General features: G+C 38.8%; 24 protein-coding genes. 11 read left to right on the forward strand and 13 right to left on the reverse strand.

Annotation, left to right across the window (positions count from 1 at the left end):
• The first annotated feature begins 333 nt into the window (after positions 1-333).
• The 4 genes from ACRD69_RS13015 (at position 334) to ACRD69_RS13030 (ending at position 5,321) form a co-directional block, all read left to right on the forward strand.
• Entirely contained in the window at positions 334-1,035 is a 702-nt protein-coding gene (locus ACRD69_RS13015; protein WP_430815532.1) for an NUDIX hydrolase, read from the forward strand.
• Positions 1,036-1,213: 178 nt separating this feature from the next.
• A complete protein-coding gene (locus ACRD69_RS13020) occupies positions 1,214-2,227 on the forward strand; it encodes an SPFH domain-containing protein (protein ID WP_430815533.1) in 1,014 nt (337 codons plus the stop codon).
• Positions 2,228-3,169 carry a diacylglycerol kinase catalytic domain-containing protein gene (locus ACRD69_RS13025; protein ID WP_430815534.1) on the forward strand — a complete coding sequence of 314 codons (942 nt, stop codon included), beginning with the start codon at positions 2,228-2,230 and terminating at the stop codon, positions 3,167-3,169.
• Between the two features lie 25 nt (positions 3,170-3,194).
• Complete coding sequence (locus tag ACRD69_RS13030) at positions 3,195-5,321, forward strand: methyltransferase domain-containing protein (RefSeq protein WP_430815535.1); 2,127 nt, start codon at positions 3,195-3,197, stop codon at positions 5,319-5,321.
• A gap of 287 nt (positions 5,322-5,608) precedes the next feature.
• On the opposite strand, the gene ACRD69_RS13035 is transcribed toward ACRD69_RS13030, so the two are convergent.
• From ACRD69_RS13035 to ACRD69_RS13060, 6 genes are all read right to left on the reverse strand, one after another.
• Complete coding sequence (locus tag ACRD69_RS13035) at positions 5,609-6,418, reverse strand: DUF6597 domain-containing transcriptional factor (protein WP_430815536.1); 810 nt, start codon at positions 6,416-6,418, stop codon at positions 5,609-5,611.
• Positions 6,419-6,468: 50 nt separating this feature from the next.
• Positions 6,469-6,828: a VOC family protein gene (locus ACRD69_RS13040; protein ID WP_430815537.1), complete on the reverse strand. Its 360-nt coding sequence runs from the start codon at positions 6,826-6,828 to the stop codon at positions 6,469-6,471.
• 160 nt (positions 6,829-6,988) lie between these two features.
• Positions 6,989-8,185 carry a rhodanese-like domain-containing protein gene (locus tag ACRD69_RS13045; RefSeq protein WP_430815538.1) on the reverse strand — a complete coding sequence of 399 codons (1,197 nt, stop codon included), beginning with the start codon at positions 8,183-8,185 and terminating at the stop codon, positions 6,989-6,991.
• 2 nt (positions 8,186-8,187) lie between these two features.
• Positions 8,188-8,697 (reverse strand): YeeE/YedE thiosulfate transporter family protein, encoded by a 510-nt coding sequence (locus tag ACRD69_RS13050; RefSeq protein WP_430815539.1) that lies wholly within the window; start codon positions 8,695-8,697, stop codon positions 8,188-8,190.
• A gap of 20 nt (positions 8,698-8,717) precedes the next feature.
• Positions 8,718-9,377 carry a cytochrome b/b6 domain-containing protein gene (locus ACRD69_RS13055; RefSeq protein WP_430815540.1) on the reverse strand — a complete coding sequence of 220 codons (660 nt, stop codon included), beginning with the start codon at positions 9,375-9,377 and terminating at the stop codon, positions 8,718-8,720.
• Positions 9,378-9,384: 7 nt separating this feature from the next.
• Entirely contained in the window at positions 9,385-10,959 is a 1,575-nt protein-coding gene (locus ACRD69_RS13060) for a tetrathionate reductase family octaheme c-type cytochrome (RefSeq protein ID WP_430815541.1), read from the reverse strand.
• An 865-nt stretch (positions 10,960-11,824) separates the two neighbouring features.
• Here ACRD69_RS13060 and ACRD69_RS13065 point away from each other — a divergent pair.
• Together ACRD69_RS13065 and ACRD69_RS13070 are read left to right on the forward strand one after the other, a co-directional pair.
• Positions 11,825-12,703: a hypothetical protein gene (locus ACRD69_RS13065; protein WP_430815542.1), complete on the forward strand. Its 879-nt coding sequence runs from the start codon at positions 11,825-11,827 to the stop codon at positions 12,701-12,703.
• A gap of 36 nt (positions 12,704-12,739) precedes the next feature.
• Positions 12,740-12,943 carry a hypothetical protein gene (locus tag ACRD69_RS13070; RefSeq protein ID WP_430815543.1) on the forward strand — a complete coding sequence of 68 codons (204 nt, stop codon included), beginning with the start codon at positions 12,740-12,742 and terminating at the stop codon, positions 12,941-12,943.
• On the opposite strand, the gene ACRD69_RS13075 is transcribed toward ACRD69_RS13070, so the two are convergent.
• The 4 genes from ACRD69_RS13075 to ACRD69_RS13090 all read right to left on the reverse strand — a co-directional run bounded on the left by ACRD69_RS13075 (position 12,912) and on the right by ACRD69_RS13090 (position 17,308).
• Entirely contained in the window at positions 12,912-13,739 is an 828-nt protein-coding gene (locus tag ACRD69_RS13075) for an SDR family NAD(P)-dependent oxidoreductase (RefSeq protein WP_430815544.1), read from the reverse strand. The two genes, ACRD69_RS13070 and ACRD69_RS13075, sit on opposite strands and share 32 nt — an antisense overlap.
• A gap of 10 nt (positions 13,740-13,749) precedes the next feature.
• On the reverse strand, positions 13,750-14,559 hold the full coding sequence (locus tag ACRD69_RS13080; protein WP_430815545.1) for an SDR family NAD(P)-dependent oxidoreductase: 810 nt from the start codon (positions 14,557-14,559) through the stop codon (positions 13,750-13,752).
• Positions 14,560-14,587: 28 nt separating this feature from the next.
• The gene (locus tag ACRD69_RS13085; protein ID WP_430815546.1) at positions 14,588-15,226 is read right to left on the reverse strand and encodes an SRPBCC family protein; all 639 of its coding nucleotides are present in this window, start codon (positions 15,224-15,226) and stop codon (positions 14,588-14,590) included.
• 597 nt (positions 15,227-15,823) lie between these two features.
• Entirely contained in the window at positions 15,824-17,308 is a 1,485-nt protein-coding gene (locus ACRD69_RS13090; RefSeq protein WP_430815547.1) for an alpha/beta fold hydrolase, read from the reverse strand.
• An 869-nt stretch (positions 17,309-18,177) separates the two neighbouring features.
• On the opposite strand from ACRD69_RS13090, the gene ACRD69_RS13095 reads away from it, so the two are divergent.
• The gene (locus ACRD69_RS13095) at positions 18,178-18,576 is read left to right on the forward strand and encodes a hypothetical protein (RefSeq protein ID WP_430815548.1); all 399 of its coding nucleotides are present in this window, start codon (positions 18,178-18,180) and stop codon (positions 18,574-18,576) included.
• A 167-nt stretch (positions 18,577-18,743) separates the two neighbouring features.
• The gene (locus ACRD69_RS13100) at positions 18,744-19,337 is read left to right on the forward strand and encodes a hypothetical protein (RefSeq protein WP_430815549.1); all 594 of its coding nucleotides are present in this window, start codon (positions 18,744-18,746) and stop codon (positions 19,335-19,337) included.
• A gap of 186 nt (positions 19,338-19,523) precedes the next feature.
• On the opposite strand, the gene ACRD69_RS13105 is transcribed toward ACRD69_RS13100, so the two are convergent.
• Both ACRD69_RS13105 and mdh read right to left on the reverse strand, forming a co-directional pair.
• Positions 19,524-20,204, reverse strand: a complete 681-nt coding sequence (locus ACRD69_RS13105; protein WP_430815550.1) for a hypothetical protein — start codon at positions 20,202-20,204, stop codon at positions 19,524-19,526.
• A gap of 267 nt (positions 20,205-20,471) precedes the next feature.
• Positions 20,472-21,398 (reverse strand): malate dehydrogenase, encoded by a 927-nt coding sequence (gene mdh, locus ACRD69_RS13110; RefSeq protein WP_430815551.1) that lies wholly within the window; start codon positions 21,396-21,398, stop codon positions 20,472-20,474.
• Positions 21,399-21,831: 433 nt separating this feature from the next.
• Here mdh and folP point away from each other — a divergent pair, with 433 nt between their 5' ends.
• From folP to ACRD69_RS13125, 3 genes are read left to right on the forward strand one after another with little or no spacing between them, the layout of a single operon-like run.
• Positions 21,832-22,665: a dihydropteroate synthase gene (gene folP / locus ACRD69_RS13115; protein ID WP_430815552.1), complete on the forward strand. Its 834-nt coding sequence runs from the start codon at positions 21,832-21,834 to the stop codon at positions 22,663-22,665.
• Positions 22,666-22,672: 7 nt separating this feature from the next.
• Positions 22,673-23,440 carry a diadenylate cyclase CdaA gene (gene cdaA, locus ACRD69_RS13120; RefSeq protein ID WP_430815553.1) on the forward strand — a complete coding sequence of 256 codons (768 nt, stop codon included), beginning with the start codon at positions 22,673-22,675 and terminating at the stop codon, positions 23,438-23,440.
• Positions 23,441-23,474: 34 nt separating this feature from the next.
• Positions 23,475-24,359 (forward strand): TIGR01777 family oxidoreductase, encoded by an 885-nt coding sequence (locus ACRD69_RS13125; protein WP_430815554.1) that lies wholly within the window; start codon positions 23,475-23,477, stop codon positions 24,357-24,359.
• Positions 24,360-24,550: 191 nt separating this feature from the next.
• On the opposite strand, the gene trhA is transcribed toward ACRD69_RS13125, so the two are convergent.
• Complete coding sequence (gene trhA, locus ACRD69_RS13130) at positions 24,551-25,180, reverse strand: PAQR family membrane homeostasis protein TrhA (RefSeq protein ID WP_430815555.1); 630 nt, start codon at positions 25,178-25,180, stop codon at positions 24,551-24,553.
• Positions 25,181-25,287 lie beyond the last annotated feature (107 nt).

The raw sequence follows: 25,287 nt of genomic DNA on the forward strand, positions 1-25,287 counted from the left end.
CTATATTTTAAACAATGCATTTTGAACTTGCGTATACTATTATCAATCATAATAGACTGTTAATATAAATATTAATTGGCGATCTACCATACAGTATTGTCAAACCATACCTTATGGCAAGACCATACAGTATGGCCTGGCAATACATTCAATATCATTTATAGCAATAAATCTTAAACGGAAATAATATATACCTATATCACAGTGCCTTAAAGTGTGTATTCATTTTTAAAATAAGTACCCTGTTATATTTATGTGTAATTTTGACACATAAATATTTGCTAGTAAATATTCTGTTTGTATATTTGTGTCGCAATGACACACGATTAAAGCATGGATGATAAAAAGAAATATTGCTACGAATACCCAAGGCCATCTGTCACAACTGACTGTACAATATTTGGGTTCGATGGCATCGACCTTCAAATTCTACTGATTAAACGCGGTATTGAACCTTTCAAAGGTCAATGGGCCTTACCTGGCGGTTTTGTTCAGATGGACGAAACAACCGAGGAATGTGCACGTCGTGAACTGGAGGAAGAAACGGGAGTAAAGGAATTATTTTTAGAGCAGCTCTATACCTTTAGTGATGTAAATCGGGATCCCAGGGGCAGAGTCATTACCGTTTCCTACTTTGCACTTATAAAGTCAACCGACTTTAAGCTAATTGGAGGTGATGATGCAAGTGATGCACAATGGTTCCCCATTAATCAGGTTCCATCTTTAGCATTCGACCACGATCGGATTTTGCGTGTAGCCCACGATCGCTTAAAAGGTAAGATCAAATACGAACCGATTGGCTTCGAATTATTGGAAGAGGTGTTTACCATTCCACAGTTACAACGTTTGTACGAAGCCATATTGGGGATACAGGTTGATCGACGAAATTTCAACCGCAAAATAATGAGTCTGGATATACTTGAACCAATCGAAAATAAAATGGATGGAGTTGGCCACAAAGGTGCACGCCAATTCCGTTTTGACAGAGAAAAATATCAGGCACTCAAAAGCCGGGGATTCAATTTTGAGATTTAATCACATGTTTTTGTTCCTGTAGCACAAGTCAGGCTTTAGCTGTATTTGTCTGACAAACCAAGATACAGCTAAATGGTTAGCTACCCTCTTTTAACATTGACCTGTAGGTCTTTGAATGGGATTGTTATATCATTTTTTGAGCAAATAATTGCTCTTAACACTTTTAAAATAGTGCGTTATGTTTGGAATTAATTTTGTAAAATTTGACTCAATGACTCACGTCATTCAATTCTCAAATGGTAAGATCAAAAGAGAAGGGAAAGGTTTATCCTTTTATTACTACTCACCAAACACTTCTATCGCTGCAATACCATTAGGTAGCAAGGATATTCAGTTTATATTTAGTGAAACAACCAACGATTTTCAGAAGATTGCAATCCAGGGACAAATCACCTATATCATAAAAGACCCTAAGAAGCTCTCTGAGGTATTGGATTTTACACTTATAAATCGTCACCAATATAAAGAGGATAACTTTGAGAAAATCAACCAGCGATTAAACAATGAGGCGCAGGCAGCCACTTCAAAATTCATTCAGCAATTGGATTTAAAAACAGCTATTCGCAGTGCGAAGGAGATTGGCGAATACATCGATGAAGGTTTGCGATCTTCGGAAGCCATTGCACATTTAGGTGTTGAAGTGATTAATATCGATGTCATTGGCGTTTCTCCTAGTCCTGAGATGGCAAAGGCTCTGGAAACAGAAACAAGAGAGGCTCTTCAAAAGGAAGCTGATCAAGCTATTTACGAACGACGGAATTTTGCTGTTGAGCAAGAAAGACGGATTAGAGAAAGCGAGTTGAATACTGAGATTGCTGTTCAGGAAAAGGAAAAAGAAATCCTGGAGAAAAAATCACAGATTAAGCTTAAAGAACAAGAGAGTGAACGAGAAATCCGGGAGCAGAAGATGGAAGCTGATCTATCTATTGAAGAATCAAAAACTCAGCTAACAGAAATGCAGACAGCCAATATGAAGAAAGAGGCAGACGCCAAAGGTTATCTGTTAGAGAAAACATTGTCTCCATATCAGGCATTTGATTGGAAGATGTTAATGGCTATGAATGTGAAGAACATGGATGCAAGGGATAATATAGCATTGGCATTTCGTGAGTTGGCTGAAAACACAGATAAAATTGAGAATCTGAATATCAGCCCGGATCTATTACAAACCTTATTGCAAAAGAAGTCATAAATGACTACCGATAACGCAATTATTGTAAGAAATAAAACCAGGCTTGAGCAGTTGATCGAACGATTCAACACCAAGGCTCAGGCCAGGTTTTACATCGAACATTCGGGTGGCGACTTTAACGCTTACCAGCAAGAACACGATTGTTTCTACCAATCGCTTGAGAAGATTCAGCGTATTACTGCTCAACACCTGAAGTTCAAGATCATTGACCGCTCCTTTCTCCCTAACTTTATTTTTAGCGAGAATGACTGTATTGTTATTGTGGGACAAGATGGCCTGGTGGCCAATACGGCAAAATATGCCAAGGGTTTACCAATGTTACCTGTTAATCCTGACACAAGCCTTAATGATGGTGTTTTACTTCCATTTAACTCCGATAATTTCCAGGCTGGCTTGTTAAACTTTTTGAATGAAAACAGCGCTTTTAAACAAGTGACGATGGCAGAAGCAACTTTAAAAGATGGGCAGAAATTACAGGCATTTAATGATTTGTTTATCGGGCCTGCGACTCACACATCTGCGCGTTATAAATTATGGTACAACAAGATGGCCGAAGTTCAATCATCCAGCGGGATTATTGTCTCTACCGGAGCCGGTTCAACGGGCTGGTTAAGCTCACTTTTTAATATGGCGAACCGTATCAACAGAGCTTTTGACAACAGTCATCATGATATGGAAATGCAGATGGAGTGGGATGATGATAACCTTGTATACATCGTCAGGGAACCATTTAAAAGCAGACATTCTAATATTCAGCTTTCTGCAGGTATCATACCCAAAGGACAATCATTAAAAATAGAATCGCATATGCCTGTGAATGGAAAGATATTCAGCGATGGGCTTGAGAATGATTATTTAGCCTTTAATGCAGGTTCCATTGCAGAAATAGGTATTGCCAAGGAAAAAGCCAATATAGTTTTTACAGGTGACTTAATAATGTAATTTTAGCGTACAATAAAATCACACTATGTACGCAGATCAAGACAGAGGAAATAAAGAGAAGTATCAAAGGTACCTGGCCGGGATGGACACCATCATCGTGGAAAAAGTTGCCTCGGCCAGTGCTTATTTTCATGAAAAAGAAGGTTATGCTATTGTGGATGTAGGAATGGCTTCTGGCACAAGTTCGTATATACTGGCACTGTTGTTTCCGAACACCAAAATAATTGGAGTAGATATTAATCCGAAAATGGTGGAGATTGCCAATAAGACTTATTCTCTTCCTAATCTTGAGTTTCGTATAGATGATGGTGAAACCCTTGGCACCTTAAGTTCTGAGAAAATTAGTGGTTTCTTTAACTGCTCATCTATACACCATATTACTTCCTTTAACAACTATTCGCAGAATAAAGCCTACCTCACTTTGAAAAGACAAGCTGAGTTACTTTGTGAAGAAGGGGTGATCGTTATTCGTGACTTTGTAAAGCCTGAAGAAAGGGATGTTATCATTCAATTTCCAGAAGACCAACAAGGGCTAAATGATGCCGCTTTGTTAGAGAAATTTGCACTTACGGCACGCTCTCTGGCTCCAATAAAGGAACAAGGTTTTCCAATAAAAAGGGTTGAAATTAATGGTAACAATGCCTATCAGCTTAATTATCCGGACGCAGTAGAATTCATTCGAAGAAAGGACTATCTGAATGATTGGAACATTGAACTCCAGGAAGAATACGCTTATTATAGCCAAAAGGAATTTGAAACGGTATTAACAAGCTTAGGCCTGCGTACCATCGTTTCACAGCCTATCTACAATGCCTGGATCATCAACAACCGATACAAAAACAAATTCAGCCTGACTGAACTCAATGGTAAGCCTATAGATTGTCCGCCGACAAATTTTGTAATTGCAGCGGAGAAAGTTTCTACTAAAGGTACAGTACTAAAGGCTGCACGACAATTGCCATTAATGGATGATAACTTCCTTAAAATAAAGTCATACATCAATACTGGCAATAATGCTGTATTTGATGTGGCAGAACGACCAGGAAGCGTTATTGATGTTCTGCCATTCACAATGGAGGGAAAACAAGTCAGAATTTTGGCTAAGCATGCTTATCCTCGTCCCATTATCCATCAAAACAAACAGCTGATCGATGGAAAACGCTATAGTGGATATATTATAGAAGGTATTACAAGTGGTATTAATGGAAACAATGACCATGATACCCTTAAGCAATTGCTTGTAGGGCGGTTGGGTTTTACAAATGAGATAATTGGAGAAATATCTGATGAACTGAGCTTCTATACATCACCTGGTGGGGTCAATGAGATGGTCAACAGTTACCATATTCAATTAAAAGATTTCATCAACTTCCCAAAGGCAATAGGTAATTATTCAGGCTTCAACGACTCTGGTAGCTATCGCTCATATAACGCCTTGCAACTGCTCAAATCGGCACAAGTGGGAGCACTCCCTGATGCACGTCTGGAATTAAGTATCTACCGATTACTTCAACGCCTGAATCGATCTCCGGAGAAATGGCTAAATGAATCCTGCACCATTCAAGAACTTGAACAAATTGACAGTTGCGAATTTCAAAAGATAGATCAAGTAATAGAGAACCTTTTTGTACCTTCTGATAAGAGCGCCAACTTCTTAACACATCGCCGCACCAAATTCTATGAATATCCAAAGGAGGGAAGCGAGCAGGTTCTGGAATATATTGAACCAACTCAACTTAGTTCAAATACGATTGTGACCTTGCCTGTTTATAGATACAATGGTCATATATATGTTGGTATTGAAAAAAGAAATCTACCGGTTCCCCAGTTGATTGAAGGAAACAGCTGCTTGCTGGCAGCTCCTGCCTTTCGTTTGCCAAAGGATATTCGCAACCAGGATGAGATGAAAGAATATGTGCTTAACAGAGATTTCTTTAACACCAAAGTTGTTGCTATCACCAAATTGGGAGAAAAGTACTTACCGTGTATTGGAGTGTGTCCTGAACAGGTATATCCACACATTGTAACACTTAATAATCCAACTTCTGACTTATACTGGATTGAAGTGGAGGAATTGATTAACAATGCAAATCAAATTAAGGATGGTCATTTGCTAATTGCGATTTATCGCTTACAACACATGCTAATGTAAACTGTCGGAAATTCTTTCATATCGTCCCCTCCGAAAGCCTTATCATTACCAAGATTCAACAATTTGCACTAAGGTTCAGTTACACCAGGGGCCATATACTTTTAGGGGCAGAAAGTGGGATTAAAAGTGGTACTTTTTAATACTGGTGTTTTTGACTTTATCTAAAACCTTTATGGCATCTTTTAATTCTTTTAAATGTTGCGATAAGGTCGATTTAGCGATTGGTAATATTTATGTAAGATCGATCTGCAACAGCAGGCTTTTCCTGATTACCAAATTTATTAATGTTACAACCCGAAATAGTCAGATGTGGGAGGGCAGGTCTTAAAAAAGTCGCGTGGTGATAGGCCAGAATGTTTCACGAAATCATTCGCCATATGTGCCTGGTCATAATAGCCCGAAGCTAATGCGATGTCCAGTAGGGAGCTATCCGGGCGCAATGCTTTTAGGTTAATTGCATACTGGAAACGTATGGTATTAATAAACTGGCGGGGCGAGCAACCAATCATTGCAGAAAAGGAACGTTCAAATTGTTTTCGGCTCCAACAAGCTTTTTGTGATAGTGTATTAATGGACTGAATACGTACCGGACTTATCTGCGGAATAATGTGATCGATGCGTTGAATATTGTGGTTTACTTTATTGATAGAAAGACGACGAACCAGAAAGTTTTCGATTAGATTGATCTGGTTGTAAATCATTTTTTCATTGTATAACTCTTCGCAAAGTATATTGATATCGTTGCCCCATATCAGGTTTGCATCCACACTAAAGTTATATAGATCAGGAGGTATAATCCTGTCTAAAGAAGCCAGTCCATGAGGTAAAAATGTTACTGCGATAAGTCTTAAATGCCCGGAAGCCGAGAGTTCATAATAGCCTTTTTGTTGTCCGGAGAGGACTGCGTTGGAATTATAATTTCTTCCAGGATCTATAGAACTCACTTTATCCCCCAGGAAAAACGTTAACTCAGGCAGACCAGTAGGAATAATGCGTTGGCTATGACTTTGCTTGTTAGCATAGCAATATTCCATAATCCAGTAATGTTTTACAATGCCGGACAAGGGTGGTGAAGGAGGTATGATTCTGAAATTCACTTTGTAAAGATAAGCAGGGGGACATGCCCCTGCAAATGAGTATTTGGTATTTATGCGTGACTGTATAGGCCAATTCGGTTGCCTTCACAGTCGATAAAGGTGGAAAAATAGCCCCGCCCTTCTGCTTCAATCTTAGTCTTTGGAATAACAATTTTACCACCATGAGTGATAATTCTGGATATTGTATCGTCCATGTTATCAGGTGCATTTAAACTGACTAAAGTGCCATTGGTGGAAGAAGCAAAGTTTTTAGCTTTCGATAAGGCGCCTTCATCATTTGGAAAAAGGGCCATTTCTTCATGACCAAAGTCCAGGGCTTTTAAGGAAAGGTTGAATACAGCATTGTAAAAGCTTATGGCTTTCGTCATGTCTGATACTGGTATTTCTACCCATGCAATAAGTTTGTTCATCATTTATTATTTAAAGGTTGATGATGCAAAACTATCGAATGTACCTAACGATATCTTGTAAAAAAGCGACATTGTATTATTGATGGAAGGCGGGTGGATATAAAAAAACACCCCGAAAGAAAAAGCCTTCAGGGTGTTTTGGGAATATATGAATGTGTAATTAACTACATCCACCTTGTACACGTTTGGTTTTTTTAACCACAGGTTTGCTTAGGTTAGCAACCGCTTCGCCAATCTCTTTTAATTTTTGGCCGGCAGTTTTTCTAAAGACATAAACTTCGTTATCTATCTTGTTGTCAGGTGTATCTGATGATAGTAAAAAGAAGTTTGTATTAAATTCATCGGCAGAGCTGCCTAATGCAAAATTGTTGGCTTTGCCAAGGTATTGCGCAATAAGGCAGGCACGTTGTGCTTCATTAGTTGATGCACCATAAAAAACGTTGGTTTTAATGTTTTGAACAATCAGGCTCCTGTTTTCGGGCTGGTGTAGTTTGTCCAATGGAATATTGATAGCTGTTGGAATATGGAATTTATTAAATTCCTCAGCAGAACGAACATCAATAACATTGAATTGATAATATTGGTGCATTAGCTCATATGCCAGTTTATCCCCTTCCATTTGTTGTAGTTCGCAATTACCCGAAGCGAGTTTCGCATCGATACGTTGGGTCATCAGTTCACTGCGTGTTGGCGTTATCATGGTTATCACAACGATGAGCGCTGCTAAGCCAATACCTATACTGTACTTGGTGATATCTTTTTTAAGCCATTGGGTGGCTTTATTATTCACCTTGTTTTCAATGATTGTAACGCCGATAAATGCACCTGTAGCTACGAATACCATCATAAGGGCAAAGACTTCACGCGAAATACCCATCAATTCGAAAACCAGCAGATCACCTAAGTTTTCTGCTATCATTAAGTCTTTTATTAAAGGATATCCTTCCACAAAAGCAAAAATTCCAATGCCTGCGCCGAAAACAAAAGCCCAGCCATCAACCTTACCGCTGGCAGCAGCTACGACACTGGTTCCGGGACAAAAGCCTCCGATAATGAAACCACCTCCCATTATGACACCGCCAATAATGGCAGCCCACAAAAATGTTGGATTAATAAAAATGATGTCAACATTTAATAGCTCTAGATGATTCAGTAAGCTGATACCTACCATTGCCGTTACACCGGCAGTAAAAAACACCTTTAAAACTGTAAAGTCATATCCGTAAAATAGTCCCACCAGTTTACGTGTAGAGCCAAATCCGGCCTGTTCAAGCGCAAAGCCAAATCCCATTCCTACAATAATGGCGATTATAAAATTAAATTCATTACTGATAATATCTGGTACTAATGGTCCCATAACTAATTTCCTTTATTAATCCATAATTTTCTGAAAAACCATGCCATAGCATAGGCCATACCGAAGATGGCCATCATGGTTATAATTCCACCAAATGACATAACGGCCATTCCACTTAGTGCCGCACCACTGGTACAACCTCGGGCCAGTTGGCTGCCAAAACCAAAAAGGGCACCTCCAAAAATGGCCGCTGCTATCCGAACGCCATTACGGACGCCTGGACCTTTTTCAATTTTCACAGCTACTCTGTTCGACATTACCGCAGATAAGAAAGCGCCGATAACGACACCTATTACCTCGAAAACCAGCCATGACTTCAAAGGTCCTCCAGGATTATTTTGTTTTTGGGTAATATAATAATCGGTTGTTGCTGCGTGCTCCGGAGCGACTGTTTCTACAGTTTGAACAACAAAACTCTTAATAGCGCCACTGGCGCCCAGCCCACGTCCTGTTACATAGATTGTTGTTAATAACACAAAGCCCAGGAAAAAACCGGCTAGATACGGATTCATGTATTTCTTAGGTGCTTCTTTCATTGTAATTCTTTTTTTTGTTCCTCACCTTCTTTCTTCTCACTTGTCTTATCTTCCTCCTCCAGCAATTCCCAACCAGTTAGCATTGCTTTTATGTTAGAAGTAATGGTGTGACCTGTTGTTGTCATATAAACGTGTACTATAACAAATGCTAATAATAGCCAGGCTCCAAATGTGTGCAACCAGGCTATCCATTCCAATGGAATGTCACTAACAATAATAATGTCGTTAACATCAAACGTTTTGTAATAGAGGTATAATAAACCTGTCAGTATCATTACCGGCGCCATCAGGACTTTAAATCCCAGGTATGTGATGGCCTGCAACGGATTTAGTTTTTTACGTACAGACTTAATTGTAGGGTGAGGGGCATTTTTGAAGATGCCTGCTGTATAGTATTGTATTTGCTCTTTTAGTTTCGAAATGGTTGGAATATATTGTTTCCATTCTCCGGTTGTAAAGTGCCAGAATATGGAAAATGCAATTAATGCTAACAGTAGGTAGGATGCTATTCGATGAAAGCTGACTGCCTTTTCAAATCCAAGCAAAGCAAAAGAACCATGAATTTCGAATCCTGTTAGTGCCAGGAACAGGATAAGAGCTGCCTGACTCCAGTGCCAGAAGCGCTCAAATTTTCTATAGATATATACTTGTCGCATTGTTAATTTATTTTGATTCAAGTTCTTTTCGTTTATATGCGTTGATTATTCGCGCTAAAGAGTGGATAATAACACCAGCTAAGGCTCCCCATAGTAGCATGCTGCCAATTAAGTCAATCCAATCATTCTTATCACGACCCGGCAAATAGAAATCATTAAGTGAAGCCAGTCGACCATTGTCTCTCACATGACATTCATCGCATGATAAGGCTTTATCTTTAGGGGCGACCATATGGTTTATTGGCCAGTACATTTCTGTTTCAATAAACTCATATTCGCCACTGTATGTCAATCCAACACCTTTCATACCTGCTTCAGCTGCCAGGTGCCAGTCAAAATCCATCCAATAGGCGCTGTCACCTTTTGTTGCAGAATAAACCTTAGGCTGTATGAGCATTTTCGTATTGGGGTCATAAATCTGATCGCCTCGGTGAATTTTTACAGGATAGATCTTAGAATTGATGTCGCCGGCCGAGCCCAATAATTTATTCACCTGCACCGGAGCAATTGAAACAGTATCACCCAGAGCATAATGCTGAGCATTACCATTAAACCATTTATATTCCGGCTCTATATTATTTGCCCAATCAAACTCTCCTTTAATAGATAAGTAAGTGTGGTTACCCAATGAATCTTCTTCATGATAGGGTTGTCCATTGCTGTCCATTTTTCCCGCTTCTGACCATTTCCATGTCATTTTAGTAGAATTTTCTTTGGCATAGGTCGGAATGTGACAAGTCTGACAAGAAACTTTGGAGAAGTGACGATTCAATACATCATCCAGGTGAGGCTTCGCTGTATGGCAGTCTTCGCATCGCAAACGATTAACATTGGTTGAAGATACCGAATATAGCTTACCTTTTATTTGATGCTTATCTGCTGTGTGACAGTCAACGCAGTCCATGTTAATGCCATTGGCTGCCATGTGAACATCCATTTCTCTGTCGCAGGAAAGAAGGGCTTCTTCCAAATCACCATGCTTCACATTGTTACCACCACCACTATAGAAATGACAGGCTCCACAGTTGATTTTATTAGGACGTCCAACGCTTTGTGCCACTTTATTCAGATTGACATTTCTATCGGGATAACCTGCTAAAGCGGCACCTTTAATGTATTCTTCACTCTGATCGTGGCATACCATGCAATCCACGTTTCTGGCATTGTTGAAATCAAACGTGTTGTGCGACATGCCGAAACCAATATGACATTTAGCGCATGCCTGTTCGTTGGTGCTGGCACCGATACAGAAATTATTCAACACATTTTTCTTACCCATTTTAGAGATACCTTTTCCTTCAACGTAGGCAACACGTTCCCAGTTCCAATGATTGGATTGCATTATTTCTTCATGCCGTTGATTGTGGCATGTTAAACAAGCCTCTGTTACATCTTGGGGCGTTTCAAAGTTTTGTTTTAGAATTTTAAACTGGCTGTGATCAACCGCTTGTTCATGCTTACTTGCGTATTGTTGCTTTAGCTCGTATTGCGATAAATTAAGCGGTTTATCACGATGAAAGAAATTCACCAGTAACAAAACAATCACCGTTAATAAAACAGAATAGGTTATCGTTTTATTCATTCTTCTTTTTTTTAAATGACTTAAATTAATTCATATTAATACGTGGAAATCCTAATCGTGTATCAATATACCTCTCACATCGAATAATCCAGAAACAAAAATATATAGATAATTAGATATGACATAAAAGTATGTAGATATTTAGATAGTTTAGAATGAGTCTTATTAATAATCCAGGTCGATTGTAAGAATGAGCTAATTGATCAGATGTAATCTTCTCATATCTGATTGCTGGTTTCATGGAAAATAAAGCACAGAAACGTTTCAATTCAACCCACGGCATCTTCTGATACGCCTGCGTATTTTTTTTAATTAAAATGTTTTACAAGGCCCCGCAGCTCCATCGGAAAGTAAAAGAGCTTGAAATAAAGAAGTTCAAAATGTTTTACTTCAGTTTTTTAGGCAAAATCCATTAAACTTCTTGAATGTCTAAATCTCAACTTATTTCCAGATTTATATGATTTGCATAATGAATTAATATAACTGGATTCAACGCCCGTTAAAATACAGCATCTCGCATGATGTAGTAATACAGACCTTGGTATTATGACCACAAGAGGTGCTATTGAAGGTATTGAAAAAAATAGGCAAGTAAGTTCGGGGACCTGATCGTTGCTGCTTATGAATGCAAACCTGCATACTTATTAGAAATCTGACTGTCAACGAATAGGTTATTTGTCTTTGAGTGAGTTAATTATTCGTTGATTTATTGATGTTATAGGGCTAACTTTAAGGTATGAACGCCCAATATTGTATACAAGAAGTCCTCTTTAAACAGATAAAAGAAAAATTACCTTCAAATCTGTCACTTGTTCATGAAGTTTCGGAGTTGCTAGGGATTAGCTATGACAGTGCATACAGAAGAATGAGAAATGAAAAGCCACTGACAATTGACGAGGCTTTTCTGTTGTGCAAACATTTCAATTGTTCTTTGGATAACCTGGTGGATGAGGACAAGCGCTTTATGACGTTCAAGCATTTTTATGTAGGGCCGGGGGCTTTTGATAAAAAGTTGTGGTTGAGTTTTATTGATGCCAGGCTTCAGCAGATTAGCAAGTCGAAAGAGAAGCAGATCATCTATGCTGCAAAGGATCCGCCGATTTTCCAGTATCTTCAGTTTTCGGAGATTAGCGCTTTTAAGTTTTTCTTTTGGGAAAAAACTCTTTTCCATGCACGGGATTTGGAAGGGAAAAAGTTTAGGGTTGATTGGCTTGAGCCCGAAATAGTTACCACCTGTAAAGCTATATCATCCTGTGCATTGCAAATTCCAACGATTGAAATATGGAATGAGGACACTTTCAGAATATTACTAAGGCAGATAGAATATTATTGGATTTCAGGCTATTTTGAGAGTGAGACTGATTTTATCAGTCTTATTGATAGTATTGAAACCTGGCTCAATCACAATAAGAAACAAGCTGAGCTGGGAATCAAGTATCTGTATGGTCATAAGCCTCATGGAATAGAAAATTCATACACCCTATATGAGAATGAAATTGTATTGAATGACAACACCATATCTGTTATTCAGGATAACAGGAGCAGTGTATTCATGACCTATAATGTACTTGGACTTCTGCAGTCCACTGATGAAACTTTCTGTAAAAATATACAGGAGTTTCAAAAAATTCTGATATCCAAAGCTAACCTTATTAGTCAGGTAGGCGAAAAGGAGCGCAACAGGTTCTTTAACAAATTATATCTGGCCGTCGAAAACCTGAGAAAATCAAAAGGGCTGAAATAATCCGTTAAAAGGATAATTTATTGGTTATATGAAGGTATGGACTATCATAGTAATGCTCAGGGTTTTGCCCGATTAGGGTCGTCACCTCCATTGTTGACCATAGGCTTGATCCAAAAGTTATTCTCTGACTGGCATATTTCAATAGCGAAAGCCACAAAGGAACTTGGATATGTTTCAACGCCATTCAGTGATGGGCTGATGGCGACAATTAATTGGCTAAAGCATGAGCGTTTAATTTAGCAGCCACTTCCGGAAGTTCGTTTTTAATAGCATTCGAAACCATTGGAATACTGACGTTTTTGGGTAATAATTTCAAGAGTAGCCAGTTAATTTTGTTGATATATCCAGGGATAATGACGCTTTGCTGTTTAAACATTTTTTTAATGGCTATTTCTGCTATTTCATGCGGTTTCTGTAACCCGGCTTTCACCCACCAACCTTGTTTATCAATTCGAGAACTAATTTCCATATTGGTTTTAATAGGACCGGGCATCAATACGCTGATATGGATATTCAAACTTTTTAGTTCCTGATGTAATCCTCTCGAAAAGGAGTAGATAAATGATTTGGAGGCTGGATAAACGGTTTTAAAAGCAATTGGACAACAAGAGGCCATGCTCGCGATATTTAAGATATATGCAGGTGTATTTTTATGCAGGTTTTCAATCAAAAGGCGGGTTAGTAAAACAGTTGCCCTGATATTGACTTTTATAATGGCATCAATGCTTTCAATTTTGGCATCAAGAAAGTAATTTGACCCGCCAATACCGGCATTATTAACAAGAATATTGACGGAATAGCTCTTAAGCCACTGTTCTAATCGCCCAAAGGTTTTTTCATTGGTAAAATCCGCCTCCATACAATGTACTTTAATCTCATAGAGCCTCGACAGCTTATCGCATAGCTGAACCAGCCCTTCACCATGTCGGGCGATAAGAAGCAGGTTATGCCCCAGGGAGGCCAGGTGAATGGCCATGGCTTTTCCTAATCCCATGCCGGCACCGGTAACAAGTGCATATTTTAATAGTGTTTTCATGGTAGGTGGTTTAGGTGCTTAATAGTTCTCTGTTTTTATATTTGTTGGTCTGCAGAGTCGTTAATTTGTAATACAATGTCTTCGGAAGCACCTGGGCTATCTGATAGATAAACTTATTCACAAGACCTGGAATGCATATCACTCTGCTCGATGACAACATTTTGAGACTGGTATTGACAACCGCCCTTTTATCCATGTAAAGTATTTTTTCTTCCAACCAGGAATTATGTGTGCATAATCCCATTCGTTTGTGGAATTCGGTTTTGATAAATCCGGGACAAAGGGCCTGCACTTTGATATTGAATCTTTTTAAGTCAATGTGCATACATTCAGACAAACTCACGATAAAGGCTTTGCTGGCGCAATAGAAATAACTAAGCGGAGCCGGAAGATATGCACAAAGCGACGACACGTTGATAATGATGCCATTATTCTGTCGCTTCATTACCGGAACAACTTCATGTATAATTTGTGAGGTAGCCGTAATATGAACTTTTAGCATCTTATTCTGGTCAGCGAAGGATTCCTCATAAAAGTCTTTTCGGTTACCAAAGCCGGCATTGTTAATAAGCATATCAATCCGGGGGAGTTGAGAAATATATTGTGTAAACTCATTGAGCTCTTCGGAGTTAAAAAAATCAACACCGTAAACACGAACACGAACCATGAACCTGATCTCAAGATCTGATTGGATGCTGCGCAAACAATTCATACGGCGGCCGGTAAGAATGAGGTGCCATCCTTCTCTCGCCAGATGATAAGCAAAGGCTTTACCTAATCCGCTTGTGGCTCCTGTTATTATGGCTAATTTACTGCACATGATTTGGTTATTTGCCGGATGATCTGATTTATATCTCTGATAATCGTTCCTTTAAACGTAAAAGGTTTTTTGTGAAAAGTTTCTTAATAACAGGTTCCTGTATCCATTCGGGGAACATTGGTGGTTCGTTGGATTGGGTTATGAAGACTATTTTAGTTTGTTCATCACCTATTTGTTCCATTGACCAGGAAGCCTCATAGTGAGTAATGCGTATGCATTTGGAGGCTGGGTTCTCCATGTGTTCATCACTTTGCAGGCGAACAATGCTTTTTCCAGGAGTCAGTTTGTAAAAATGATAGCGTGCAATCAGGTCACGATTGGCGAATGGCCAGGGAAGATGAATAATAATATGCACCAGTTGACTGGAATCTTCCGAAATGTTTTTTACTGATTTGATTCCTTTCATCCAGTCACTTATCATCGTGTAATCACTTAAATAGTGTTCTGCCTCACTTAAGGAACATCCTGCAATAATTTCACCTTTTCGTTCTCGTACAAAGAGGGTGTCGTTGACTTTTACCCATCTTTCAAACAGCCTGAAGCCATTGCTTCTTTTAACACAGACCCACTCACTCTCATTGGCGGTTGGGAGCGAGGGAGCTATTGATTTCTCAAAGATCAGATTAAGAGAAAACAATTTGACAACCAATAGGACTAGTAAGATCATTTTTCCGAGTTTTAAGTGTTATACCTTTTGCTATTCTATGGTAAAGTTAAGTGCTGTCTATGCGGAGTACGAATGGATATGTATCAGTCGGTTGAAGCGTTTTTGCATTTATATACATTCGCATATCATATGTGGATGCTTAGTGGTAAATAGTCCTATTGATGTGGATAGGGGACTGTTTTTTTGCAAAAAGGAATAAAGCCTGTTGGGAGCAGGCAATTATTTAGTGAATAACAATGCAGGTTGTTCTGAAATGGTAAAAGTTGCGAATTATGCCAGTGTTTCAAAGAGAAAATTGCAATGGATAATTTAGGAAGGATACCCTTGCAGGTTTAATGATGAATTGCTGAAGCGATTTTAGTTGCCTTCTCCAAATTTAACGATAAAACGACATGGTCTTGAAGTTGACCGGCCCTGTTGTTAACCGGCATCTCTTTTTAGTTATAGCTTGATGCTGTGACCGGCTGCAACATGCCCCAACGGCCGTATCCTCTTTACGGGTTGAGTCGTTTCACCTGCTCTAAGTCAATGAACAGGTGAAACTGATGGGTGTTTATGTTTGTATACAGGGTAATGGTTCTTAAGTAATCAGACGATCTATTCAGGTAACTGATAACCTGCTTTAAAAGCTTGCACGCAGGCACCATTCAACTCGCTGTAAGGATTGTCAATAAACTGTTTTATCAGCATAATACCACAATCACCGTAATCAACAGGGGAATGCGCAATTCCGTCAAAAACAAAGCACTGAGCATGCTCAAATTGTGATGCCAGTTTTTCGGCATAGCCATAAGGGCAAACATGATCGCATTTTCCGTTAAGTATTAGGGTTGGTACATTGGTTGCCATCGTCTGGTATTGTTCTGATATATCATTAACATGCCAGAACTTACGGATTTCATCCATAAATAAAGGGCCGAACATTAATGTTTTCAAGCCATTGATAAAGCCACTGTATTCGCTATCTAAAAACAACTGACTATCATCCGCCTTTGGCCAGCCAGCTATTATTGAACTAAATGATAATCCATTACTAAAGTCTTCAATAGGAAAAAATGCCCTTGGGTTATTTATCAATTCAGAATAATCTCCCTCAATGATCTTATGCATGGATAATGGTAATTGGGTATTCCAGTACATTTCCATAAATAGCCAAAGGCTGACTCTGTCGCCGTTGATTACAACTCTGCATTCCTCTTCTGTTCCTGGCCGTTTAGTCAAAATTGTGACTGGCCCTGTATTCAGCTTTTCAAGTGTTGCTAAAAAACGCTGTTTCAGGTTGGGGTAAGCAGAGGCATACTGCTCGTTGTTTTCTACTTCATCAAAGATCTTTTCCAGCATGTTGATGGTATTGGCATACATCCCGTTCAGGGCAAAATTCATATCTACGACTGCATTTAACATGACAGCTTCCAGTTTTTCAGGATAATCCATCATTAATTGTTGTGCGACGATTGTCCCGGCTGAAGAACCAAATAATGAGAATGTGTCATAATCTAAATGATTCATTACATATACGATATCACTGACTGTTTCTTTGTAATTGAACGCTGATAGATTAATTCCCTGTTTGTTAAATCGCAGATAGGCGCTTTTAATGCTATCACAATACAATGTCAATGTTTCATCGGCCGTCAGGTGCTTATCAACAAGGTAGTTTTGAAGGTTTACTATTTCAGGTGTATTTAAATAAGGTTTTGAATATTTCAAACCCCGTAGTTCAATGATCACCACGTCCCTGTTATTCAGAAACAGTTGTCCGGCGTCGGCAAAAAGAGGCACGAAATTATCAATGTTGGATAAACCAGGCCCCCCGGTATTTAAAACAAAGGGTGGGTGAGTTGCAGAATCGCCAAGGCATTTAAACACAGCCACAGCTAATTCCAGTTGTCTGCCATTGGGCTTGTTATGAAACTCAGGAACTTTAACGTAGCCATACTTAAATTTTCCTGAGGCGATCAGGTCTTCCGGTACCTCAATAGGGCATGTTTCTTCAACTAAAAAAGGAGCCGATTCTTTGCTTGAGCAAGCCATTGCAATGCATATGACAAAAGCAATGCTTAATAATTTTAATTCTTTCATGTCTGGTTGTATTATATGGTTATTGGTCACTGTTAATCATCAATGTCCTGGACGAATGGTCATTCATTTCAATCAGAAAAACATAAACCGCTGTGTATTTGACTGCATTGTTATTCAAACGGTTACAAAAAAAAACGTTGATTGTTTGATCTTTTTTAATAAATGAGAGGCAAGACCATGTTTTCAGGATTCAACAACTGTAATAATCGTCCTGTCAAGTGGGTTTACCCACTTTGTGCATCAACGAAAATCACATCAGGCTCTACAATAGGGTGGTCCATTAAAGCATCGGATATTTTAGCCTCAATTAATGCCAGGTAACTTAAATGATACAGGATGATATAAATCGCTTATATATTACGATATCCAAGGCCTTGATTTTTAGTTTGTATTTATCAAAATAATAGAAAGTCAACACACTAGACAGCCTCCAGTCATAAAAGTGCCTGTCTCCTGCCAAACACGGGCCTTCTTCGGGATCAACCTCGCTGCCAGCGAGGTTGATCCGAAGCGGTACCGAACAAATACCGAAGCGGCCCCGAAGAAACCTCAAAGAATTACCGAAGCCACTTTGGGGGCTTTTTTTGATGGAATCCTCATTTTTCTTACTTTACACATACATTATTGTAAAGTAGGATGATAATGATTCATTGTTATTTAACTGCATTGGAAAATGTGTATGAACTTTTTAAATCAGCATTCCATGTCTTCAATTATCTGCAAGCTGTGTTATTTATTACGAGAAGTAGTAAGGTTTTGATTTTATAGAATGCACCACCTTACGATTAAAATTCTTAAGTTTAAAAACTGATTGTTTTTTAGCAATTGTGGTTGGTAAAGACACGTTTTAAAATTGATATAATAGTACCATGAAGAAAATAGAGAGACTTTATGAAGTTTTAGGAGAACTGCTTTATGCTGTTGCAAAAGCCGATGGGGTTATACAGGAGGAAGAAAAGGAAAAGCTTAAGGAATTATTTAAAAATCACGGTTTTGGATCGGAGGTCCTTTGGTCGTTTGAATACGAGGAGTCAAAATCAATGCCTATTGATGAAATCTATAATAAGGTAATAAACTTTTGTCATAGCTATGGTCCTGCTCCTCAGTATGAAGAATTTATTAAAGCGATGAAAATTATTGCAGAGGCAAGCGAAGGCATTAATGAAGGAGAAGCAAAAATAATTGATTCATTCTCCAAAGACTTGTTGGATAGATTTCAAAGAGATGCCGATAAGTTAATGAACTTTCAGAACGACTACTCAGAGTAAGCAATTGAGCTAATTCAGATATTAGTCCAGGCAAAGGACGCCAGGAAATAAAAAAGGCCGCAAAGTATAGTTTTGTTATTCTGTACTTTGCGAGCTGTTATTTAGGACAGTCCGGTTGAATGTATTTTAGAAAGAGCAATCTTTGCTTTGTTTTAATTTGCCTTGTAGTGACACGTATACAAAAAGACATGAAGCTATTCTCAAATTTTATTGAAAAGAACAGTACAGGGAAAAAGGTATTGTGGCTATTCCTATTTACAAATGTTGTTTACGTTTTTATGTTGGCTGTTACAATTCCCAAAACCATGGACTATTCAAACGGTCTGAAACTGTTGGATATGATGCCTGGAGGGTATGATATGGATTATGTCGTTGAATTGTTCAGTTCTCTTGGTGAAGAAGGACGTGAGTTTTACCTGACTAAACAGATCCCGGTCGATTTTATTTACCCTGTACTTTTCGGTCTTTCATACTGTTTGCTTTTGGGCTATTTCTTAAAGAAGTTGAACACACTTAAGTCACCACTCCGGTATTTATGTCTGATTCCATTAATTGCGGGAATTTCAGATTATATAGAAAATATTGGAATAATAACGATGTTGAATAGCTATCCTGATTTAACAAGTTCTTCGGTTGCTATGGTAAGTAGTTTCTCAATGATCAAGAGCATTTCCACAAGTGTATATTTCGTAATCTTATTGATAGTGCTGGTGTGCCTTGGCTTTGTATACCTGAAGAAAAGAAAGTCTGGTGCCGTGTAGATGCTTGTTAATTGGTATTCTTTAGGTAAATAAACGGATATCAGCACAAATAGGACATACAGTGCCATGTTTAAACAAGGAGTGATGGGTGAGGGGAGATAGTGGCTCTTTCATTGATCATGAGATTTAAGACACAAAAAAGCCGAACTATAAAGTCCGGCTTAATGAAGGAACGTATATTAATGGTTATTTAGCGTTTGCCATCCAGTCATCTGTGCTAAGCATCCAGCTTTCAATTACTAGTGGAGCTTCGTCAAAATCAGCATCATTGAATACTGATGACCAACTGTCCAGGTTAAGCATCCAGGCTTCGATGTGAAGTTGTTCGTTAACAAATTCGTTAGAAGCAAATCCGCTGTTGTCGTTTAATCCAGCCCAGTCGCTTGTGTTTAACATCCAGCTTTCAATTCTTAAAGCTTCTTCTTCAAAAGTGTTTGATGAAGCTACAGTCCAGCTGTTTATATCGGTCATCCATTCTTCAACAACGATAGGGTTCTCAGTGAATGTAGTTGGTATAGTCATTGCTGTTGTAGTGGCAACTGCAGCTTCTGTTGAAGTGCTTGAGGCTACTTCAAAAGGTTGTGTCATCCAGGCTTCAATTTCTAAAGGAGCTTCTGTGTCAGCAAATAACTCTTTCAGGTTTGTTGCATATGTTTCTGTAATTGGCGCTGTTGCTACCGGCTTGGTTAATCGTGAATTAATCACGTATGACATATCTTTAATAAGATTTACGTTTTCGTCTTTCTGGAAATATGAAAAGAATATACTCAAAGTAAAAATGCTTGCTGCAATACCGAAAAACAGGTAGTTAATTACTGAGTTCTTGTGGCTATGGTTAACTGTAGTTTTCATCTCTAAATCCTCCATTGTTTGTTACGTCAATGGTATATCAGAATGTGTGCCACACTTTATAAGTAACAGATATATAGATTAATAGGTGTATTTAAGAGTTTTTTATCTGCTAAATTTTGAACGGTATTGCAACAAGAGGCTGTTCGGATTCGAACAAACAAAAAAAGTTCTGCCAAATCAATGACAGAACTTTATATTTTGTAGCTTAATAAGTGCTAAAATAAGAACGTGTTGAACAGAGCTTCACTTCTGCCGTCGGTCTTATTCTTCCTTAGCAGATAATTAAGCTTTATCCAGTACGCTCATTACTTCAAGAACGTGCTTACGGCTTGTTTCCAGCAATTCTTTCTCATCGGCATTAAGATCCAGTTCAATCACTTTCTCAACACCATTTTTACCAAGAATTACAGGAACACCAAGGTAACAGTCATCGATACCGTACTCACCTTCTAATTTAATACACACAGGGAATACACGCTTCTGATCCCTTACAATAGCCTCAACCATTTGTGCAGCAGCAGAACCAGGGGCATACCATGCAGAAGTACCCATCAATTTAACCAACTCACCACCACCAAACTTAGTGCGCTCGATGATTGCGTCCAGTTTTTCGCTATCGATAAGTTCAGTTACAGGAATACCACCAACAGTAGTGTAACGTGGAAGCGGTACCATGGTGTCACCGTGTCCACCCATTAATACTGCCTGAATATCTTTTGGAGATACATTTAACTCTTCAGCTAAGAAAGCGCGGTAGCGGGCTGTATCTAAAATACCTGCCATACCCATTACTTTTGTACGTGGAAATTTAGATGTTAAATGAGCCTGGTAAGTCATTACATCCAATGGGTTTGATACGATAATAATAATCGCTTCAGGTGAATGTTTTACAACCTGCTCAGTTACTGATTTAACAATACCTGCGTTAGTTGAGATCAGGTCGTCACGAGTCATCCCTGGTTTACGTGGAAGACCAGATGTAATTACTACTACATCAGAACCAGCTGTTTTCTCATAATCGTTAGTTGATCCAATTGTTCTTGTATCATACAAGTTAATCGGAGCTTTTTGCCAAATGTCAAGCGCCTTTCCCTCAGCAACGCCTTCTTTAATGTCAACTAGTACAACTTCATTTGCAATTTCTCTATAAGCGAGAACATCAGCACAAGTTGCACCTACATTACCTGCTCCAACTACAGTTACTTTCATAATAAAAAGGTATTAATTTAGTGTTATATCAAATTTCTATAAATCCAGATAAAGTGCATGTGGACAACACTTAACACTTCCCCTGTTTAGTGTTTAATTTTTTGCACACGCAAATATAAAACTTTATTTAGCCCTACATTGAAAATTTGGGGCTTTAACGTTTGTTAGTAAATGAGGTTGAGGTTGTATGTATCTGAATATTAAAAACATCTAATTGATTCTATTTAATGAAAAAATTCTCTATTTAGTAAAAACAGCGATAATTGTTAATAAATCTGACTAATACTTAATTTCACATACGGTTGAATCTTCAACCAAAATTTATTTGTCTGGTGTTGAGCTAATATTTTGTTTTAGCTTTGTATGAGAATTAACAATTTCAGGCACATCATGTTTAAATAAATTTTTGCCTGGGCTTCTAAAAAGTAGTAAAATGCATACAATCAATATAAAAGGAAAGCTGGTTGAATTAACAGATCCCATAGCGATGGGTATATTGAATATTACTCCCGATTCTTTTTTTGACGGAGGAAAATATCAGTTACAAAAAGATATAGAGGAACGGTGTGAGCAAATATTGATTGAGGGCGCTAAAGTTATTGATATTGGTGCTTATTCATCACGGCCTGGAGCCATCCATATTTCAGAAGAGGAAGAAGTGCAGCGCCTCACTCAGGCTTTAACATGGATTCGAAAGCGACACCCTGATGCCATTTTATCGGTTGATACCTTTCGCGCTTCGGTTAGCGAATTAGTTGTTAATGACTTTGAAGTTGATATAATCAACGATATATCAGGGGGGATGATGGATGATCGCATGTTTGAAATGATTGGCAGGCTGGGCGTGCCATATGTTTTAATGCACATGCAGGGGACTCCTCAGAACATGCAACAAAATCCGGTATATAATAATCTGATTGGTGATATCAGTTTGTTTTTTGCTGAACAGTTAAAAAAGCTGAGAGCCTATGGGGCCAAAGACATCATTTTAGACCTCGGTTTTGGTTTTGGTAAAACATTAGAACATAATTATGAACTTTTGCGCGAATTAAATCAATTTGATCTGTTTGACTTGCCCATGTTGGTTGGTGTGTCGCGTAAGTCAATGATATATAGGTTACTCGATGTTGTTCCGAAAGAGGCCTTGAACGGAACTACTGCCTTAAATACGGTTGCTTTATTGAATGGCGCTGATATTTTAAGGGTGCATGATGTCAAAGAAGCCGTAGAATGTATTAATTTAGTGCGTCAACTTAAAAAAGCCTGATTACTAAATGACATTTCTGGATATACGATTTATTGATTTAGTCGACATCGTTTTGGTGGCTTATCTGATGTTTCGCGTCTATAAGCTCATTAAAGGAACGGTGGCGCTGTATATCATGCTGGGTATCTTTGCCTTTGTTATTTTCTGGGTCTTGATCAAAACCTTTGGGATGGAGCTGTCTTCGACCATCCTTGATCATATTGTAAATGTTGGAGTTATTGCTTTTATCGTGGTTTTTCAGCAGGAGATCAGACGATTTCTGCTCTTACTGGGATCGCGCTATAATGTGACCAATCGCTTTTCAATGGATAAAGTCTTTATGTCGCAATCAAAAGGAATGATGTCTATTTATAATAAGCCTGTAGTAAGGGCCTGTGTCTCTCTGGCAAAAACCAAAACAGGGGCGTTGATTGTTATTACAAAAGATTCAGAACTGCTTGATTATGTGCAAACAGGAGAGCTGATCAACGGAGTGATATCAACCCAGCTATTGGAAAATATATTTTTTAAGAACAGTCCCTTGCATGATGGAGCTGTGATAATAACCGGGAATAAAATTAAAGCAGCAGGATGTATTCTGCCAGTTTCTCAAAATACGGATCTGCCCAAGCGTGTTGGATTGCGTCATCGCGCTGCCATGGGTATTACCGAGTCCACTGACGCGCACGCCATTGTTGTTTCTGAGGAAACCGGACGAATTTCTTTTTTTAGTAAAGGGCAAATGGAAATGGGTGTGACAGATGAAGAGTTACAGGAACTATTGAATAAATCCTGATGTTGGAGTGTGAATTATAAAAGGTACAATACTTATGCCTCAAGGGCTTATACATAATAAAGTTGCGATAAGCGGAGCAACAGGTTTTATAGGGACAGCATTGTCTAATTTTTTGGAGTGCAATGGTTTTGAGGTTGTGCGACTTAAGCGGCATCATTTTGGAAGGGGTAGTGGACAACTGGATCGCCTGATAGCTGACTGTTCTGTAATCATTAATCTTGCCGGAGCCCCTGTAGCAGCGAAGAAGTGGACCCGTGCCTACAAGTCTGAGATTTTAAACAGCCGTATTCACACAACGGAACGATTGGTGAAGGCCATTCATAATATGACCACGAAACCCGATGTATTCATCTCATGCTCAGCAGTTGGAATTTATGATAGTTACGAGGTGCATGATGAGTTCTCGACTAATTATGCCGATGACTTTTTAGGACAGGTATGTCAGCAATGGGAAGCAAGGGCGTTTAGAGCTCAAACGATGGATAAGGTGCGTTTGTGTATAGTAAGGATGGGTGTTGTTCTTGGTAATGAAGGAGGAGCCTTCACGCGCATGGCCAGACCTTTTAAATTTGGCCTGGGATGCAAACTGGGGGACGGACATCAGGTATTTCCTTTTATTCATTTAAACGATGTATTAAGTGCATTCTGGTATCTGATCAAACGAAAAGAATCGCACGGTATTTATAACCTGGTTGCCCCGCAGATGATTTCCAATCTGGAGATAACTGAAGCAATGCAGAAAAGAACGCGTAAATCACTTTTACCATCAGTGCCTAAAGCTGCCCTCAGGTTGCTGTATGGCGAGGGAGCAGAGATCTTACTGGTGGGACAAAAAGTAGTGCCCAAGCGACTGGAAAGGGAAGGCTTTCATTTTGCCTTTCCTGATTTTAAGTCAGTGCTGGACGATCTTCTTTTATAGTTTTTCTCACATTATTGATAATGCGGCACTGTTATTACTTATTCATTTTATTATTGTTTGGTTGTTGTTCAGGTCAGCCTGAATTTCAACTGGAGGGTAAGTGGCAATCTAATTGTTGAATCGTCGAACTGAACATCCCAACATCTCAACACCTCACATCCCCACATCGAACATCTCACATCTTAACATCCCTAAATATACCAATAAACCGCATGGAAATGCGCATACGCGCCTGCCAGCACAAAGAAGTGAAAGATGGCATGATTCATAGGTATACGTTTGATCTGGTAAAGGACAGCCCCCAGGGTGTAAAATGCACCACCAATTGATAGCCAAAGTAAGGCTGATGAAGACAGAGCGCCAATAAGCGATTTGCTGGCCACAACTACTATCCAGCCAAGTAATACATAACTGATGGTTGATACCAGCTTAAAACGTCCGGTGAAGAATAGTTTGAGGATGATGCCGGCGATAGCCAGAAACCAAACAGCCGCGAGCATCCAATAAGCTAGTTTGTTGCCAATTCCCAGTGCTAAAAAAGGTATATATGAACCGGCGATCATCAGGTAGATGGCGCAATGATCAAAAACCTTCAGCTTAACCCTTTTTGATTCTTCTTTAGCCGAATGATATAAAGTAGATGCGGTAAACATGGCAATGATGCATAATCCATAAATGAGGTAAACCGTAAAAGATAGTGGGCCGGATGCCTTAAAGAGCAGAAAGATCAGTGCAATAATGCCAAGAGGAATTCCTGTAAGGTGACTGTATATGTTTAGTTTTTCTTCAGTTGGGCTGTAGGTGTTAGGTTTCAACTGCATTTTTTTCTTTCAAAAGTAAATTAATAATATTGATTCAGCCTGCTTATGGTGGTGTTTTCAACAAAAATATAAAAGGCTAAAACTTCATTTTTGAAGCCTTAGCCTTG

It is taken from the genome of Carboxylicivirga agarovorans (assembly GCF_050589845.1).
Classification (GTDB): domain Bacteria; phylum Bacteroidota; class Bacteroidia; order Bacteroidales; family Marinilabiliaceae; genus Carboxylicivirga; species Carboxylicivirga agarovorans.

What these genes read in the sequence shown, in the direction of transcription:
- ACRD69_RS13015 (WP_430815532.1), top strand. Translation starts at nt 334, where the DNA reads ATGGATGATAAAAAGAAATATTGCTACGAATACCCAAGGCCATCTGTC.
- ACRD69_RS13020 (WP_430815533.1), top strand. Translation starts at nt 1,214, where the DNA reads ATGTTTGGAATTAATTTTGTAAAATTTGACTCAATGACTCACGTCATT.
- ACRD69_RS13025 (WP_430815534.1), top strand. Translation starts at nt 2,228, where the DNA reads ATGACTACCGATAACGCAATTATTGTAAGAAATAAAACCAGGCTTGAG.
- ACRD69_RS13030 (WP_430815535.1), top strand. Translation starts at nt 3,195, where the DNA reads ATGTACGCAGATCAAGACAGAGGAAATAAAGAGAAGTATCAAAGGTAC.
- ACRD69_RS13040 (WP_430815537.1), bottom strand. Translation starts at nt 6,828, where the DNA reads ATGAACAAACTTATTGCATGGGTAGAAATACCAGTATCAGACATGACG.
- ACRD69_RS13045 (WP_430815538.1), bottom strand. Translation starts at nt 8,185, where the DNA reads ATGGGACCATTAGTACCAGATATTATCAGTAATGAATTTAATTTTATA.
- ACRD69_RS13050 (WP_430815539.1), bottom strand. Translation starts at nt 8,697, where the DNA reads ATGAATCCGTATCTAGCCGGTTTTTTCCTGGGCTTTGTGTTATTAACA.
- ACRD69_RS13055 (WP_430815540.1), bottom strand. Translation starts at nt 9,377, where the DNA reads ATGCGACAAGTATATATCTATAGAAAATTTGAGCGCTTCTGGCACTGG.
- ACRD69_RS13060 (WP_430815541.1), bottom strand. Translation starts at nt 10,959, where the DNA reads ATGAATAAAACGATAACCTATTCTGTTTTATTAACGGTGATTGTTTTG.
- ACRD69_RS13065 (WP_430815542.1), top strand. Translation starts at nt 11,825, where the DNA reads ATGAGAAATGAAAAGCCACTGACAATTGACGAGGCTTTTCTGTTGTGC.
- ACRD69_RS13070 (WP_430815543.1), top strand. Translation starts at nt 12,740, where the DNA reads ATGGACTATCATAGTAATGCTCAGGGTTTTGCCCGATTAGGGTCGTCA.
- ACRD69_RS13075 (WP_430815544.1), bottom strand. Translation starts at nt 13,739, where the DNA reads ATGAAAACACTATTAAAATATGCACTTGTTACCGGTGCCGGCATGGGA.
- ACRD69_RS13080 (WP_430815545.1), bottom strand. Translation starts at nt 14,559, where the DNA reads ATGTGCAGTAAATTAGCCATAATAACAGGAGCCACAAGCGGATTAGGT.
- ACRD69_RS13085 (WP_430815546.1), bottom strand. Translation starts at nt 15,226, where the DNA reads ATGATCTTACTAGTCCTATTGGTTGTCAAATTGTTTTCTCTTAATCTG.
- ACRD69_RS13090 (WP_430815547.1), bottom strand. Translation starts at nt 17,308, where the DNA reads ATGAAAGAATTAAAATTATTAAGCATTGCTTTTGTCATATGCATTGCA.
- ACRD69_RS13095 (WP_430815548.1), top strand. Translation starts at nt 18,178, where the DNA reads ATGAAGAAAATAGAGAGACTTTATGAAGTTTTAGGAGAACTGCTTTAT.
- ACRD69_RS13105 (WP_430815550.1), bottom strand. Translation starts at nt 20,204, where the DNA reads ATGGAGGATTTAGAGATGAAAACTACAGTTAACCATAGCCACAAGAAC.
- mdh (WP_430815551.1), bottom strand. Translation starts at nt 21,398, where the DNA reads ATGAAAGTAACTGTAGTTGGAGCAGGTAATGTAGGTGCAACTTGTGCT.
- folP (WP_430815552.1), top strand. Translation starts at nt 21,832, where the DNA reads ATGCATACAATCAATATAAAAGGAAAGCTGGTTGAATTAACAGATCCC.
- cdaA (WP_430815553.1), top strand. Translation starts at nt 22,673, where the DNA reads ATGACATTTCTGGATATACGATTTATTGATTTAGTCGACATCGTTTTG.
- ACRD69_RS13125 (WP_430815554.1), top strand. Translation starts at nt 23,475, where the DNA reads ATGCCTCAAGGGCTTATACATAATAAAGTTGCGATAAGCGGAGCAACA.
- trhA (WP_430815555.1), bottom strand. Translation starts at nt 25,180, where the DNA reads ATGCAGTTGAAACCTAACACCTACAGCCCAACTGAAGAAAAACTAAAC.